This is a genomic window from Caulobacter sp. Root1455 (assembly GCF_001426905.1).
Lineage (GTDB): Bacteria > Pseudomonadota > Alphaproteobacteria > Caulobacterales > Caulobacteraceae > Caulobacter.
On sequence record NZ_LMFQ01000001.1, the window covers coordinates 266,589 to 281,058 of the forward strand.

A 14,470-nucleotide genomic window follows, 5' to 3' on the forward strand; every position below is an offset into this window, starting at 1 on the left:
CGCTCCCCTTCCCGTCCGTCATCTCGGACGTGTTCCGAGGACCCCCTTGTCCGCCCGCGCTGTCGACCGAAAGGGGCCCGCGCTCTCACCGCTCCACGGATCGTCCTTCTTCGCGGTTGAAGCAGGGGTCCTCGGAACAAGTCCGGGGATGACGATCGACAGGTGGAACCAAGGCCGGCTCGGCCCGCTCGATCAGCCCCTTGACGATCATTCGGAACAAGGATCGCGCCAGCGCGCTTGATCCCCGCCGCTAACCGGGTCAAGCTTCGCCTCACGGGCGGGTACTTGCTTATCGCTAACGCGGCGCCTATCCTCTCAGCCCCCGGTCGTGCGCGCCAACGTCCGGGAGTCTTCCTCCCTTTGGGCGAACCGAGCTAAAATCCGCAATGGAAAAAGTGCCGATGACCGCCGGGGGTTACCAGACCCTCGACGAAGAACTGAAGCGTTTGAAGACGATTGAACGGCCGGCGGTGATCGCCGCGATTTCCGAGGCGCGCCAGCATGGCGACCTGTCGGAGAACGCCGAGTATCACGCCGCCAAGGAACGCCAGGGCTGGATCGAAGGCCGGATCGCCGAGATCGAGGACAAGATCGCGCGCGCCCAGATCATCGATGTCTCGAAACTGTCGGGCAAGCAGGTGAAGTTCGGCGCGACGGTCAGCGTCGTCGACGAGGACACCGAGGAAGAGGCCCGCTACCAGATCGTCGGCGAGCACGAAGCCGATGTGAAGTCGGGCCGCATCTCGCTGAGCTCGCCGCTGTCGCGCGCCATGATCGGCAAGGAAGTCGGCGAGGTGGTCGAGGTCAACACGCCTGGCGGCGTGAAGGCCTACGAGATCCTCAAGGTCGAGTGGGTCTAGCTTAAGCCCCATTCCAGGGACATTTGCGTACGAAGCGCCGGACAGCTTAGCTTGACCGGCGCGCCGCTTTGTCGTGGCCGGGATCACCGACGTGGTTGAAAAGAAAACATCGCGAGCGACGGAGCCCGAGGCCGCCAAGGCGCGCAAGGCTCCCGCCAGGGCGACGGCCTCGAAGGTCGCCGCGCCGAAGGCCGTCGCCCCGAAAGCCGCCGCCCAAAAGCCCGCCGCCTCGAAAGCCGTCAGGACGCCCAAGGCCGCGCCCCCGGCGCCCGCCGAGACGAAGACCAGGCCCGCGCCGCGCCGCAAGGCCGCCGCCGCGCCGGCGCCCGAACCCGTCGTCCCGCTCCAGCCCGCGACGCCCGCCCCCGAAGCGCCCGAAAAGCCGCCGATCGTCATCTGGGCGATCTCGGACGGCCGCGCCGGGATCGAGGCCCAGGCCGTGGGCCTGGCCGAGGCCGTGGGCCGCCAGGTCCGGGCCGAGATCGTCGTCAAGCGCGTGGGCTGGAACGGCCGGATCGGCCGCCTGCCCTGGTGGGCCAACTGGCTGCCGCGCCGCTGGCTGACGCCCGAGAGCGGCATTCAGGCGCCCTGGCCCGACCTGTGGATCGCCGCCGGCCGCGCCACCCTGCCCCTGTCGATCCGCGCCAAGCGCTGGTCGGGCGGCAAGACCTATGTCGTGCAGATCCAGGACCCGCGCGTCCCGGCCAACATGTTCGACCTGGTCATCCCGCCCAAGCACGACCGGCTGACCGGCGACAACATCCTGCCGATCACCGGCTCGCCGCATCGGGTGACGGCCGCGCGGCTCGAAACGGAATACGAGAAGTTCAAGGACCGGATCGACGCCCTGCCCCGCCCCCGCGTGGCGGTGCTGCTGGGCGGCCGGTCCAGGGCCTTCGACCTGTCGGCCCTGCGCGCGGCCGAGATGGCCCACCAGATCCAGCTGCCGCTGGAGCAGGAGGGCGGCAGCCTGCTGATGACCTTCTCGCGGCGCACCCCCGACCAGGCCAAGGCCCTGCTGACCGCCCGCCTGCGACATCTTCCCGGGATCATCTGGGACGGCGCGGGGGCCAATCCCTATTTCGCCTTCCTGGCGGCGGCCGACTACATCCTGGTCACCGAGGACTCCACCAACATGGCCACCGAGGCCGCCTCGACGGGCAAGCCGGTGTTCATCCTGAAGATGGACGGCCAGAGCCTGAAGTTCCGCCTGTTCCACCAGGAGCTGGAGAGCATGGGCGCGGCCCGTCCCTACGGCGGGGCCTTCCACGGCTGGACCTATGAGCCGGTCGACGAGACCGGGCGGGCGGCGGCCGAGATCGTGGCGCGGATGGAAGCGCGGGGCGAGACGAGTTCGACAAGCGCCTAAGGCGAGTTGAATCTCGCATTGCGCGCGATGGTTGTTCTTGTTATGTTCACGGAATGACCGTGCCCATCGATCGTACGCCCCGCATTGGAAAAGCCGCGCGCAACGAAGCGCGCAAGGCGATCGCGACGACGGCCAATGCGCTGTCGATCACCTTGCTGGTCACGCTCTGGCTGCAGCCGATGCTGTCCGGGCGCGCCGCGGGCTTCGCGGGCCCGGGCGCCCTCGCCGGATTCATTGCGCTCCAAGCCCTCGCCCACTATGTTTTGAACAGAGTGGAGGACTGAACATGGATCCGGTCATCTACATGGTCGTGATCGCGTTGCTGGGCGCTGGACTAGCCGTCGCGGTCTCTTGGGTCGTCGGCAAGCTCTTTCGGCGCTGACGCCGCTCCCTTGATCCTCGCCGTCCTCCAGGCCCGCATGGGTTCCGAACGCCTGCCGGGGCGGCCGTCGATGCCGCTGGCCCGGGCGCCCCTGATCGTGCGCCAGATCGAGCGGATGGCGCGGGCCCTGCGCATTGACGAAATCGTCGTCTCCACCACCACCGACCCCGCCGACGACGTGCTGGAGGCCGTGGTCCGCCGCGAGGCGATCGCCGTCCATCGCGGCCCGCCCCAGGACGAGCTGGCCAGGCTGGCCGGGGCCCTGGCCGCTTATCCCGCCGACCACGTGGTGGGGGTGGGCGACGACAGCCCGCTGATCGATCCCGAGCTGATCGACGCGACCGTCGACCTGCACCTGTCCGAACAGGCCGACCACACCACCAACCGCTCGCCCGGCGCGGCCTATCCGGCCGGACAGGGGGTCGAGGTGATCACCGCCGACGGCCTGCGCCGCCTGGCGGCCGAGAGCGCGGCCCTGCGGTTGCGAGCCGGCGACGCGCCCGAGGCCCCGCCGCCGCCCGTCCGCTGGTCGTCCCTGGCCCTGCTGGCCCAGCCCGACCAGGGCGAGGTGCGCTGGGCGGTCGAGGGCCCGGCCGACTACGCCTTCGTGGCGGCGGTCTATGACGCCCTCTATCCGGTCAACCGCGCCTTCACCTCTGACGACGTGCGGGCGCTGCTGGCGCGACGTCCGGACCTGGCGACGTTCGGGGGGGTGAGGCGGCTGTGAGGGTGTTTGTCAGCGATCTTCATCCACCCTTTCAGCCGTCATTCCCGCCCTTGTGGCGGGAACCCCTGGTTCAGCTGACGGTGAAGCGCCTTGGCGCGCCGGCGCGCCACACTCCGGCCCTTGCGGCGGACAGAGGGTTTCCCGCCACAAGGGCGGGAATGACGGCTTTGAAGGCAGGGAGACGGCCGTGATGAGCCCTCCGTCCCGCATCCTCTTCATCACCGACGCCGGCCCCAGCGTGGGCGGCGGGCACGTCATGCGCAGCCTGACCCTGGCTCGGGCGCTGCAGGACGCGGGCGCGAACTGCGTCTTCGTCACGACGCCAGCGGTGGCCACGGTGCTGGACGCGTTCGGCGCCGACGTCGCACGGATCGCAACGGACGAGGCCGCCCCCGCCGAGCTGACCGCGTTCGCGGCGCAACAGGCCCAGGCCTTCGACGCCGTGGTCATCGACCACTACGGCCTGTCCGCCCCCGACCACCGCGCCATCGCCGGCGGCCGCCCCACCCTGGTCATCGACGACCTGGCCGACCGTCCCCTGGCCGCCGACCTGGTGCTGGACTCCGGCCCGGCCCGCAAGGCGACGGACTATGACGGCCTGGTCCCGCCCCACGCCGAACTGCTGCTGGGCCCCAGCCACGCCCCCGTCCGCCCGGCCTTCGCGGCCCTGCGCAAGGCGGCCCTGGCCCGCCGGGCCGGCGCCCCGCCCGTGCGCCGCGTCCTGGTGTCGCTGGGCCTGACCGACGTGGGCGGGATCACCGGCCGGGTCGTGGACCTGATGCTGTCGCTCCTCACGGAAAGGGGGACCGGCGAGGCCGTGCTGGACGTCGTTCTCGGCGCCGGCGCCCCCAGCCTGCCGGGCCTGCGCGACCTGGCCGCCCGCGAGCCGCGCCTGGCCCTGCACGTCGACAGCCAGGACATGCCGCGTCTGACGCTGGAGGCCGGCCTGGCCGTCGGGGCCGGCGGCTCGACCAGCTGGGAGCGCTGCGTCCTGGCCCTGCCGACCCTGCTGCTGGTGCTGGCCGCCAACCAGGGCGAGGCCAGCCAGGCCCTGGCCGGGGCCGACGCCGTCCTGGCCCTGGACGTCGCCGATCCGGACTTCGAGGCGGCCTTCGCGGACGCCTTTTCCCGGCTGCTGGCCGACCCGCTGCTGCGGGACCGCCTGTCGGCCGCCTCGGCGGCGGTCTGCGACGGCCGCGGCGCGGCGCGGGTGGCGGCGCATTTCCTGGACCTGATCGCGCGGGAGAAGGCTGGATAACGCCGTTCACCTATCCCATCTTGGCTGTAACCAAGGGGAGCGAACGCATGAGCCAGACCCAATCCGTCGTCGTCACCGGCGCCTCCACCGGCATCGGCTGGGCCGTGGTCAAGGTGCTGACCCAGCGCGGCTTCCACGTGTTCGGCAGCGTGCGAAAGGCGGCCGACGCCGAGCGGTTGGTCGCCGCGTTCGGCGACAAGGTCACCCCTCTGCTCTTCGATGTCACCGACGAGGTCGCCGTGCGCGCGGCGGCGCGCAAGGTCGAGGCCACGCTGGACGGGCGACCCCTGGCCGGCCTGGTCAACAACGCCGGCATCGCCGTGGCCGGCCCGCTGCTGCATCTGCCGATCGACGAGTGGCGCAAGCAGCTGGAGGTCAACCTGACCGGGGTGGTGATCGCCACCCAGGCCTTCGCGCCCCTAGTCGGGGCGCGGAAGCCGGCCGGGGGCAAGCCCGGCCGGATCGTCAACATCGGCTCGGTCGGCGGCCGCAACGCCAACCCGTTCATGGCCCCCTACTGCACCAGCAAGTTCGGACTGGAGGGGATGTCGGAATCCCTGCGCCGCGAACTGCTGCCGTTCGGCGTCGACGTGATCGTGGTCGCTCCGGGCGCGGTGGCCACGCCGATCTGGGACAAGGCCGACGAGACCGACACCGCCGCCTACGCCAACACGGTCTACGCCCCGGCCCTGGACCGGCTGCGCGCCTACATGCTGTCGATCGGCAAGTCGGGCCTGCCGCCCGAACGGATCGGCGAGGCGGTCCACACCGCCCTGACCGTCGCCAGGCCCAAGGTCCGCTACACCATCACCCCGCAGCCGATGCAGATGCTGATGGCCGACCTCCTGCCCAAGCGGTCCCTGGACCGGATCGTCGGCAAGCGGCTGGGGCTGCTGCCCTAGGTCCTCCCCCTTTGGGGGAGGTGTCGGCGAAGCCGACGGAGGGGGGAGTGATCGGCAAGCGGCCACAACCCGGATCGACGCCCCTAAGACTCCCCCCACCGGCCTTCGGCCGCCTCCCCCACAGGGGGAGGGGTCGCTACGACCCCACCATGTCCCAGGCCAGCGGCTCGCCGCGCTTCAGGGCGCGGGCGGCGGGCTTGCCCAGCACGGCTTCGTAGTCGGCGGGCGGCAGGCCGTTGCCGGGGCGGACCGAGCGGACATTGGCCTTGGTCAGGGTCTCGCCAGCCGCGACGTCGGCGGTGACGTACAGCGAGCGGCGGAACTGGCGGTTGCCGCGTTCCGAGCCCAGCAGGTCGTAATTGACGCCGCCCAGGGCCTTCCAGGCGTTCTTGGTGTCGTCGACCAGGGCGCGGAACTCGGCCGGCTCCAGGCTGAAGGCCGCGTCGGGACCGCCGTCGGCCCTGGCCAGGGTGAAGTGCTTCTCGACCGCGCAGGCCCCCAGCGACACCGCCGCCACCGAGGCCGCCGTGCCCGGGGTGTGGTCCGACAGGCCGATCGGGCAGCCGAAGCGCGCGGCCATGTCGACGATGGTGCGAAGATTGGCATCTTCAAATTGGGCTGGATAGGCGGACACGCAGTGCAGCAGCAGCACGCCCGCCGCGCCGGCGCTCAGGGCGGTGTCCAGCGCGGTCTGCATCTCCGCCAGGTTGGCCATGCCCGTCGAGATGATCAGCGGCTTGCCCTGGCGGGCGGCGTAGCGGATCAGCGGCAGGTCAACGGCCTCGAACGAGGCGATCTTGTAGGCGGGGGCGTCCAGGCCGGACAACAGGTCGACGGCGGTCTCGTCGAACGGGCTGGAGAAGATCGTCACCCCCCGCTGGGCGGCCCGCTCGAAGATCGGCGCGTGCCATTCGTAGGGGGTCTGGGCCTCCTGGTAGAGCTCGTGCAGGCTGCGCCCGTCCCACAGGCCGCCGTGGATCTTGAACTCGGGGCGGTCGACGTCCAGCGTGATGGTGTCGGCGGTGTAGGTCTGCAGCTTGATGGCGTCGCAGCCGGTGTCGACGGCGGCGTCGACCATCTCCAGCGCGCGGTCCAGGCTGCCGTTGTGGTTGCCCGACAGTTCGCAGATCACATAGGGCTCGAAATCAGCGCCGATCTTGCGGCCGGCGATCTCGATGAAGGGGGCGGTCATGGGCGGGGGCTCGTGGGGCTTTTGCCCATATTAACCCTGAAATCGTGGACGAGGCGTTGATCGCCTTTCTTCGTGGCTCACGCCCTTGCCCCCTACGGGTCGCTACGCGACCGTCTTCCCCCATAGGGGGAAGAGGAGCCCGCCGCCGACGCGGTGCGCGTCCTCCGCCCCCTATGGGGGCGGACAGGCGGCGAGGCCGCCAGGTGGGGGCAAGTGGGTGAACCGCTTTCCCCCTCCAGAACCGTCCGCAAAACCGTCCGGACGCCATCGCGCCCGAGCGGAATCGGCCCTATATCTGCGCCTATGTCGACTCCCGAACCCCGCCACACCCGTTGCCTGATCATTGGATCGGGTCCCGCCGGCTACACCGCCGCCATCTACGCCGCCCGCGCGCTGCTGAAGCCCGTGCTGATCGCCGGCATCCAGCCGGGCGGCCAGCTGACCATCACCACCGACGTCGAGAACTATCCGGGCTTCGCCGACGTCATCCAGGGCCCCTGGCTGATGGATCAGATGAAGGCCCAGGCCGAGCACGTGGGCACCGAGTTCGTCGGCGACATCGTGCTGTCGGCCGACCTGTCCAAGCGCCCGTTCCACATCACCACCGACAGCGGCCAGGACTGGTTCGCCGAAACCCTGATCATCGCCACCGGCGCCCAGGCCAAGTGGCTGGGCCTGGAGAGCGAGAGCAAGTTCCAGGGCTTCGGCGTGTCGGCCTGCGCCACCTGCGACGGCTTCTTCTACCGCAACAAGGACGTGGTCGTGGTCGGCGGCGGCAACACCGCCGTGGAGGAAGCCCTGTTCCTGACCAGCTTCGCCAGCAAGGTCACGCTCGTCCACCGCAAGGATGAGCTGCGGGCCGAGATGATCCTGCAGGAGCGCCTGATGGCCCACCCCAAGATCGAGGTGATCTGGGACAGCGCCATCGACGAGGTCCTGGGCGACTCCGATCCGATGGGCGTCACCGGCGTGCGGCTGAAGAACGTCAAGACCGGCGAGACCACGAACGTGGCCTGCGACGGCGTGTTCATCGCCATCGGCCACGCCCCGTCGTCGGAGCTGTTCAAGGACCAGCTGGAGACCCACGCCGGCGGCTATCTGTCGGTCAAGCCGGGCACGACCTCCACCGCCGTGGCCGGCGTCTACGCGGCCGGCGACGTCACCGACGACATCTACCGCCAGGCGGTGACCGCGGCCGGCATGGGCTGCATGGCCGCCCTGGAGGCCGTGCGCTTCCTGGCCGAGGAAGACCACAAGAAGGCCCACCACCCGATCAGCCACCACGAGGCCGAGAAGATCGGCGTCTGGTAGGGCCGGTCCGCTCCAGACCCTAGAAGCCCCAGTTCAGCGGCTCGACCAGCTCCTTGGGCTTGCGCTGCGGCGGGGGCGGCGGAGGCGGCGGCTGATTGGCCTCGACGGGCTTGACCGTGGTGTCGACCACCGGGGCCTCCAGCGCGCCCAGCGCCTTGTTGATCTTCTCGATCTCTTCCGGCGTCGGCAGGCGGCGGCCGCCGCGCATGGCCGCGCCGGGGTCGCCGGTCATCGGCGGCAGGATCTCGACCACGCCCTCGGGGCTGACGATCTTGGCCGGCTCGCCGGTCGCCACCGGCAGGATTCCGCCCGTCGCGGCCATGGCGGCCATCGAGCCCGGCGGCGCGGCTTCCAGCGTGCGCGGATCGGCGCCCATCAGGATGTCGGCCGACAGGGTCTCGTCGCCCGAATAGCGCCCCTTGAACGCCTTCTGGGCGCCCGACGGTCCGGTCCAGCGATAGAAGACGTGGGCGCCCAGGGTGCGCAGCTTGACCAGGGTCGGCGCCCAGTACGGATAGACGTAGTCGGCGTGGTAGTGGGTGGCGGACCCGACGTCCTTCATCACGAAGCCGGCCAGGGCCCGCTTGGCGACGATCTCGGCGTTGGCCCAGATGACCGGGCTGATCGCCCGCTCCAGCGAGCCGTCGCAGGTGAAGCTGAACTGGCAGCCCGTGCCCCGGGCGGCGCCCTCGTAGATGACGCCGCAGATCGACTTGGGATAGCCCGGGTGGCGCACCCGGTTGATCACGGTCTGGGCCACGGCCTGCTGGCCCGCCAGCGGTTCGAAGCCGGCCTCGAAATAGACCGCCTGGGTCATGCAGTGCAGGGCCTTGTCGCGTTCCGACTGGGCGCCCGTCAGCTTGAACGGCCGGGACGGCTCCAGCGCCAGCGGCGAGGCGGCCTTGAAGCCGTTGATCGCCCGGGCCTCCTCGAAGTCCGGCTCGCGGTCGCCCAGGCGGGGGATCAGGTGCAGGTCCAGCTTTTCCCAGCCTGGCGCCCGTCCCCAATAGTCCTTGTGCGGCCGGGGATCGTGGCGGCGGGCCAGGGCCAGCATCGCCGGGTCCATCTTGGCCAGGGCGGGGGCCAGGCCCGCGTCCGACAGCGTCTCCACGACCGTGGTCAGGGCGCCGGTCCGCCCCGGGTCGGCCGGGGCTTGGGCCGCCCCGTACGCGGAGAACACGCCGAGGGCGACCACCGCCCCCGACGCCAAGACCACCTGGGCGGCCGCGATGACCGTATATCGATCTAGGCCGGGCACGCGCGGACCCAGCGGATCACTTTCCGCCGAGCGTGGAGCGGATCATCCAGGCGTGTTTCTCGTGGGCCGCCAGGCGCTGGGTGTAGAGATCGGCGGTGGCCTCGTCGCCGGCCTCGTCGGCCGCCGCGAAGGCGTCGCGCAGGGTGGCGATCACGGTCTGGTTGTCGGCCAGCAGTTCCTGGAACATGTCTTCCCACGCCTTCTCGGCGTCGCCGTCCTTGATGCTGGAGAGATTGCCGAAGGCGCCGTAGCCCATGGGGGCCAACTCGCCCAGCGCACGAATTCGCTCGGCGATCGCGTCAAGCGCCGTCCACGCCTCGGTGTACTGACCTTCCAGCAGCACGTGCAGCGCCTGGAAGTTCGGACCGCGTACGTTCCAGTGATAGCCGTGGGTCTTCAGATACAGGGCGTAGCTGTCGGCCAGAACCTTGTTCAGGCCGGCGACGATGTCGGCGCGCTGTTTCGTCGTGAAGCCGGTGTTCAGGTTCGCAGCCATCATCAATCTCCCGTGTTGCGTGTCCTAGGTAAGCGTGTCCATGTTCTTGGCAAGACGTATGTGCGCGTTGGAGCCCATGACGACAGAAGAACCACCGGCGACGGGTCGTCGGCGTGCGTCGCCGGACGCGATCAGCGCATGGCTCGTTCCAAGCTCCCCCCCGCCGGCCTGGCGGGCGGCCCTGGTGACCGTGGCGGCGATCCTGGCGGCGATGGCCCTGAGAATCGCCATGCTGGGCCTGACCAGCGGCGTCGGCGCGACCCTGACCTTCTTCCCCGCCGTCATCGTGGTCACCCTCTATGCCGGCTGGCGCTGGAGCCTGCTGCCGATCGTGGCGGGCGGGATCTTCGCCTGGATGCTGTGGGGCGGCTCCCACGGCGGCAGGCCGCTGGGCGAGATCGAGCCCGCCGGCTTGGTGCTGTACGGGGTGTCCGTGCTGATCACCACCGCCATGGCCTCGGCCCTGCGCGCCAGCCTGATCAAGCTGGCCCAGGCCCGCGAACGTTACGCCCACGCCGAGGCCCACCTGCGCGTCACCCAGACCGCCGCCGGCGTCGGGCCGTGGGAGTGGGACCTTCTGAACGGCCGCATGAAGATGTCGGCCACGGCCCGCGAGAACCTGCGCATGCCCCCCGAGGGGCCGGTCGACGCCGACATCCTGCTGGCCACCGTCCATCCCGACGACCGCGAGATGGTCCGCGAGAAGGTCCGCGAGGCGGTCACGAAAGGCCCTCTCTACGAGGTCGAATTCCGGCTGATCGACCATCCGGACGGCGAACGCTGGATCCACGGCCGCGGCGAGGTCGTGCGCGACGAGAACGGCCGCGCCGTGCGGATGCTCGGCGTCAATTTCGAGGTCACCCAGCGTCGCCGCGCCGAGGAGAGCCTGCGCGAGAGCGAGGCCCGGTTCCGCGCCCTGGCCAACAGCGCGCCCGCCCTGATGTGGATCAGCGGCCAGGACGGCGTGCGGATCTTCGTCAACGACGCCTATGTCGCCTTCGCGGGGGTGAGCTATGACGAGGCCCTGGTGCTGGACTGGCGCTCGCGGCTGCACGCCGACGACTTGAACCAGATCCTCAAGGGCCAGATCGCCGGCGAGGCGTCGCGGAGGCCGTTCAGCCTGGAGGGCCGCTATCGTCGGGCCGACGGCCAGATGCGCTGGCTCAAGTCGTTCTCGCAGACACGCCTGGGACCCGGGGGCGAGTTCATCGGCTTCATCGGCATCGCCTTCGACGTCACCGACACCAAGGAGGCCGAGGTCAAGCTGACCGGCCTCAACGAACTGTTGGCCGACCGCGTGCAGGAGGCCCTGTCCGAACGCGACGCCGCTCAGGCCGCCCTGACCCAGTCGCAGAAGCTGGAGGCGATCGGCCAGCTGACCGGCGGGGTCGCCCACGACTTCAACAACCTGCTGACCGTGATCATCGGCGCGCTGGACGTCCTGCAGCGCAACCCGGACGACGAAAAGCGGCGCGACCGCATGCTGAACGCGGCCCAGTCGGCGGCCCGGCGCGGCGAGAAGCTGACCCAGCACCTGCTGGCCTTCGCCCGTCGCCAGCCGCTGAACCCGGAGATCTGCCGGATCGACGCGATGATCGCCGACAGCGAGAGCCTGCTGCGCCGCGCGGTCGGGGAAGGCGTGGACCTGACCTTGGACCTGAAGGCCGGGGGCCGCACCACCCTGACCGACTCCGGCCAGTTCGAGGCCGCCCTGCTGAACCTGGTGGTCAACGCCCGCGACGCCACGCCGGGCGGCGGCAAGATCACCGTCGCCTCGCAAGGCGTCGATCTGGCCGAGCCCCAGCGCGAACTGCCCGCCGGCCGCTATCTGCGCGTCGCCGTCGTCGACACCGGCGAGGGCATGGACGCCGAGACCCTGGAGCGGGCCTTCGAGCCGTTCTACACCACCAAGGCGATCGGCAAGGGCACGGGCCTGGGCCTGTCGCAAGTCTACGGCTTCGTGCGCCAGAGCGGCGGTGAGGTGACCATCGAGTCCGAGCTGGGCAAGGGCACCAGCGTGTCCATGCTGCTGCCGGTGCGCGAGGCCTTCTCGCCGGTCGAGGTGCTGGCCGTCCGGCCGCCGGCCACCCGCGCCAGCTCCCACGTGCTGCTGGTCGAGGACGACGTCGAGGTCGGCGACCTGATCGCGGCGATGATCGACGAACTGGGCCACATGGTCAGCCGCGCCGCCACCGCCGACGAGGCCCTGGCCATCGCCCGCGGCGATCCGACCCTGGGCCTGGTGATCACCGACGTGATCATGCCGGGCGGCAAGAGCGGGGTCGACCTGGCCGTCATCCTGGCCAGCGAGCGGCCGGAACTGCCGATCCTGCTCACCTCGGGCTACACGGGCCAGGACCTGATGCGCGCCAACGAGACCCCCTGGCCCCTGCTGCGCAAGCCCTACGCCCTGGACGCCCTGGCCCAGGCGATGGCGGACGCGTGGGACCGCCACGCGCCGGTGACGGTCAAGAAGGGCAAGGCGAAGGTCTAGGCGGGTCGCCATTCGCCCCTCGACGGCCGCGCCAGGCTCAGGGATGGATGGAGGCGAAGACGATCTCGGAGAACCCGGCGACCGTCTCTTCCCGCGCCCAATCGCGCTGCAGCTCGCACGCCAATTGAATCCATGTGATCGGCTGTCCGCCCGCTTGGGCAATTCGCTCCAGACCGGCGCGATGAGCCTCCTCCGACGTGCCGGCCACGGCGTCCACCACGTGGAAGACCTCATAGCCTTCCCGAAGCGCGTCGAGGGCGGGAAAGACCAGGCAGACTTCGGTCCAGAGGGCGACCATGATCAGCTTGCGCCGGCCCGTTGCCTTCACCGCGGCCACGAAATCCACGTCCTCCCAGGCGTTGATCGAGGTGCGGTCGATGGCCTCGACGCCTCCCAGGATCTCGGTCAGTTGCCGGATGGTCGGCTGATTTCGCCCCGTGGCGACGTTGACGGTCGAGAGCACGATCGGCAGGCCGTAGAGGCTGGCGGCCTTGGCGACGGCCACGACGTTGGCGACCAGCTGCCGCCGCTCCATGGAGACAATGGAGGCGACCTGGACAGGCTGGAAGTCGATGATCACCAGGGCGGCGTTGTGCGGCGTGAGCAGTCGGTCGGTCAACGGATCGCGGATGGTGCGGGGCGAAGCCATGAGTGTCTCCGGGGTTGGGCGTGAGAGGGTCCGCCGGGCCTGGGAGTCGGCGTCCGGCGGGATCCGGCAGGCCCGACGCCGCTGATGCAGGCGATCAGGGGCCAACTTTGCGCCCCCGGCGGCGATGGGACTTGCACGATACCGGCGGCTTTAGTCCCATCCGGCCGCGACGATGGCCCGGGGGCATGGCGGACAGCGAGGCCGCATCGTCGGACCGGCCGCTCCACCAGGCCGAACACGGAATTTGACGCCGCCGCTTTGCAATCTGTCCCGGAAGGTCTATATGTGATCCATCCCTTTTGCTCAATTTCAGCATAAGGGGCGACGTCGGAGCGGGACTTAACGATTTATCCTCCGTTTCCGGCGTTTTTTGAGGCCCTGGAAATGCTCAGTTTGAGCATAAGAGAGGATCACATGGCCGACGGCTTCGCGTCCCCCCCGGCGCCTCTGCTCTTCACCCCCGACGTCGAAGCGGCGACCGCGCCGTTGTGGGACAAGGTGAAGCATCACGTGACGCCTCTGGAATGGCAGCTCCACGCGCCGCTGATCGCCGAGATCAACCGGCTCAAGCGCGAGAAGAACGCCGTCATCCTGGCCCACAACTACATGACGCCCGAGATCTTCCATGGCGTCGGCGACTTCGTCGGCGACAGCCTGGCCCTGGCCCGCGAGGCGGCCAAGTGCGACGCGGCCGTGATCGTTCAAGCCGGCGTGCACTTCATGGCCGAGACCAGCAAGGTGCTGGCCCCCGAGAAGCGCGTGCTGATCCCCGACCTGCGGGCCGGCTGCTCGCTCGCCTCCTCGATCACCGGCGCCGACGTGCGGCTGATCAAGGCCCGCCACCCGGGCATCCCGGTGGTCACCTATGTCAACACCACCGCCGACGTGAAGGCCGAGACCGACATCTGCTGCACCAGCGCCAACGCCGTGCAGGTGGTGGAGTGGGCGGCCCGCGAATGGGGCGTCGACAAGGTGATCCTGATCCCCGACGAGTTCCTGGCCCGCAACGTCGCGCGCCAGACCAGCGTCAAGATCATCGCCTGGGCCGGCCGCTGCGAGGTGCACGAGCGCTTCACCGCCGGCGACATCGCCGACATGCGCGCGGCCTATCCGGGCGCCGAGATCCTGGCCCACCCCGAGTGCCCGACCGAGATCCTGGAAGCCGCCGACTTCGCCGGCTCGACCGCGGCGATGAACGACTACGTGGCGCTGAGGAAGCCCAAGCAGGTGGTGCTGATCACCGAGTGCTCGATGGCCTCCAACGTCCAGGCGGAGTCGCCGGGCACCCAGTTCATCGGCCCCTGCAACCTGTGTCCGCACATGAAGCGGATCAGCCTGCGGAACATCCACGACGCCCTGCTGTACGACCAGTACGAGGTGACGGTCGATCCCAGCGTCCAGATCCGCGCCAAGCTGGCCGTGCAACGGATGATCGACCTGCCGCCGCCGACCGTCCCCGCCCGCTACGACCTGGTCAAGGCCAGGCATCATGTGGACGTGGAGCTGATCTAGACCCGTTTTCGCCTCGTTCGCGTCCCCAAGTTCCCGGCCCTTCCCGCGTATCCGGAAGGG

General features: G+C 69.9%; 13 protein-coding genes and 1 pseudogene. 9 read left to right on the top strand and 5 right to left on the bottom strand.

Annotated features, from left to right (window positions below; translation table 11 throughout):
• Positions 1–386 precede the first annotated feature (386 nt).
• The 4 genes from greA (at position 387) to ASD21_RS01025 (ending at position 3,338) form a co-directional block, all read left to right on the top strand.
• On the top strand, positions 387–860 hold the full coding sequence (greA, locus tag ASD21_RS01010; protein WP_035035233.1) for a transcription elongation factor GreA: 474 nt from the start codon (positions 387–389) through the stop codon (positions 858–860).
• Positions 861–1,248: 388 nt separating this feature from the next.
• Entirely contained in the window at positions 1,249–2,229 is a 981-nt protein-coding gene (locus ASD21_RS01015; RefSeq protein WP_056436268.1) for a mitochondrial fission ELM1 family protein, read from the top strand.
• A gap of 53 nt (positions 2,230–2,282) precedes the next feature.
• Positions 2,283–2,513 (top strand): hypothetical protein, encoded by a 231-nt coding sequence (locus tag ASD21_RS01020; protein ID WP_056435412.1) that lies wholly within the window; start codon positions 2,283–2,285, stop codon positions 2,511–2,513.
• A 108-nt stretch (positions 2,514–2,621) separates the two neighbouring features.
• Positions 2,622–3,338, top strand: coding sequence for a cytidylyltransferase domain-containing protein (locus ASD21_RS01025; RefSeq protein WP_056435415.1), 717 nt, complete (start codon positions 2,622–2,624; stop codon positions 3,336–3,338).
• Between the two features lie 38 nt (positions 3,339–3,376).
• Here the strand turns inward: ASD21_RS01025 and ASD21_RS25155 are convergent.
• Positions 3,377–3,502, bottom strand: a pseudogene (locus tag ASD21_RS25155) (hypothetical protein); the annotation flags it as partial.
• 26 nt (positions 3,503–3,528) lie between these two features.
• On the opposite strand from ASD21_RS25155, the gene pseG reads away from it, so the two are divergent.
• Positions 3,529–4,596: a UDP-2,4-diacetamido-2,4,6-trideoxy-beta-L-altropyranose hydrolase gene (gene pseG / locus ASD21_RS01030; RefSeq protein ID WP_056435418.1), complete on the top strand. Its 1,068-nt coding sequence runs from the start codon at positions 3,529–3,531 to the stop codon at positions 4,594–4,596.
• A 47-nt stretch (positions 4,597–4,643) separates the two neighbouring features.
• Entirely contained in the window at positions 4,644–5,498 is an 855-nt protein-coding gene (locus ASD21_RS01035; RefSeq protein ID WP_056435421.1) for an SDR family NAD(P)-dependent oxidoreductase, read from the top strand.
• A 136-nt stretch (positions 5,499–5,634) separates the two neighbouring features.
• Here ASD21_RS01035 and pseI read toward each other — a convergent pair whose 3' ends face one another.
• Positions 5,635–6,690, bottom strand: coding sequence for a pseudaminic acid synthase (pseI, locus tag ASD21_RS01040; protein ID WP_056435424.1), 1,056 nt, complete (start codon positions 6,688–6,690; stop codon positions 5,635–5,637).
• 303 nt (positions 6,691–6,993) lie between these two features.
• Between pseI and trxB the strand changes: the two genes are divergently transcribed.
• Positions 6,994–8,001, top strand: coding sequence for a thioredoxin-disulfide reductase (trxB, locus tag ASD21_RS01045; RefSeq protein WP_056435427.1), 1,008 nt, complete (start codon positions 6,994–6,996; stop codon positions 7,999–8,001).
• A 19-nt stretch (positions 8,002–8,020) separates the two neighbouring features.
• On the opposite strand, the gene ASD21_RS01050 is transcribed toward trxB, so the two are convergent.
• Both ASD21_RS01050 and ASD21_RS01055 read right to left on the bottom strand, forming a co-directional pair.
• Positions 8,021–9,259, bottom strand: a complete 1,239-nt coding sequence (locus ASD21_RS01050; RefSeq protein ID WP_056435429.1) for a cell wall hydrolase — start codon at positions 9,257–9,259, stop codon at positions 8,021–8,023.
• Between the two features lie 16 nt (positions 9,260–9,275).
• Positions 9,276–9,755: a Dps family protein gene (locus ASD21_RS01055; protein WP_056436271.1), complete on the bottom strand. Its 480-nt coding sequence runs from the start codon at positions 9,753–9,755 to the stop codon at positions 9,276–9,278.
• 184 nt (positions 9,756–9,939) lie between these two features.
• Here ASD21_RS01055 and ASD21_RS01060 point away from each other — a divergent pair, with 184 nt between their 5' ends.
• Positions 9,940–12,249: a hybrid sensor histidine kinase/response regulator gene (locus tag ASD21_RS01060; protein WP_327019748.1), complete on the top strand. Its 2,310-nt coding sequence runs from the start codon at positions 9,940–9,942 to the stop codon at positions 12,247–12,249.
• 37 nt (positions 12,250–12,286) lie between these two features.
• Here the strand turns inward: ASD21_RS01060 and ASD21_RS01065 are convergent, their stop codons facing one another.
• Positions 12,287–12,898, bottom strand: a complete 612-nt coding sequence (locus ASD21_RS01065; protein WP_056435435.1) for an isochorismatase family protein — start codon at positions 12,896–12,898, stop codon at positions 12,287–12,289.
• A 414-nt stretch (positions 12,899–13,312) separates the two neighbouring features.
• Here ASD21_RS01065 and nadA point away from each other — a divergent pair, with 414 nt between their 5' ends.
• Positions 13,313–14,410 carry a quinolinate synthase NadA gene (gene nadA / locus ASD21_RS01070; protein WP_056435437.1) on the top strand — a complete coding sequence of 366 codons (1,098 nt, stop codon included), beginning with the start codon at positions 13,313–13,315 and terminating at the stop codon, positions 14,408–14,410.
• The last annotated feature ends 60 nt before the right edge of the window (positions 14,411–14,470 follow it).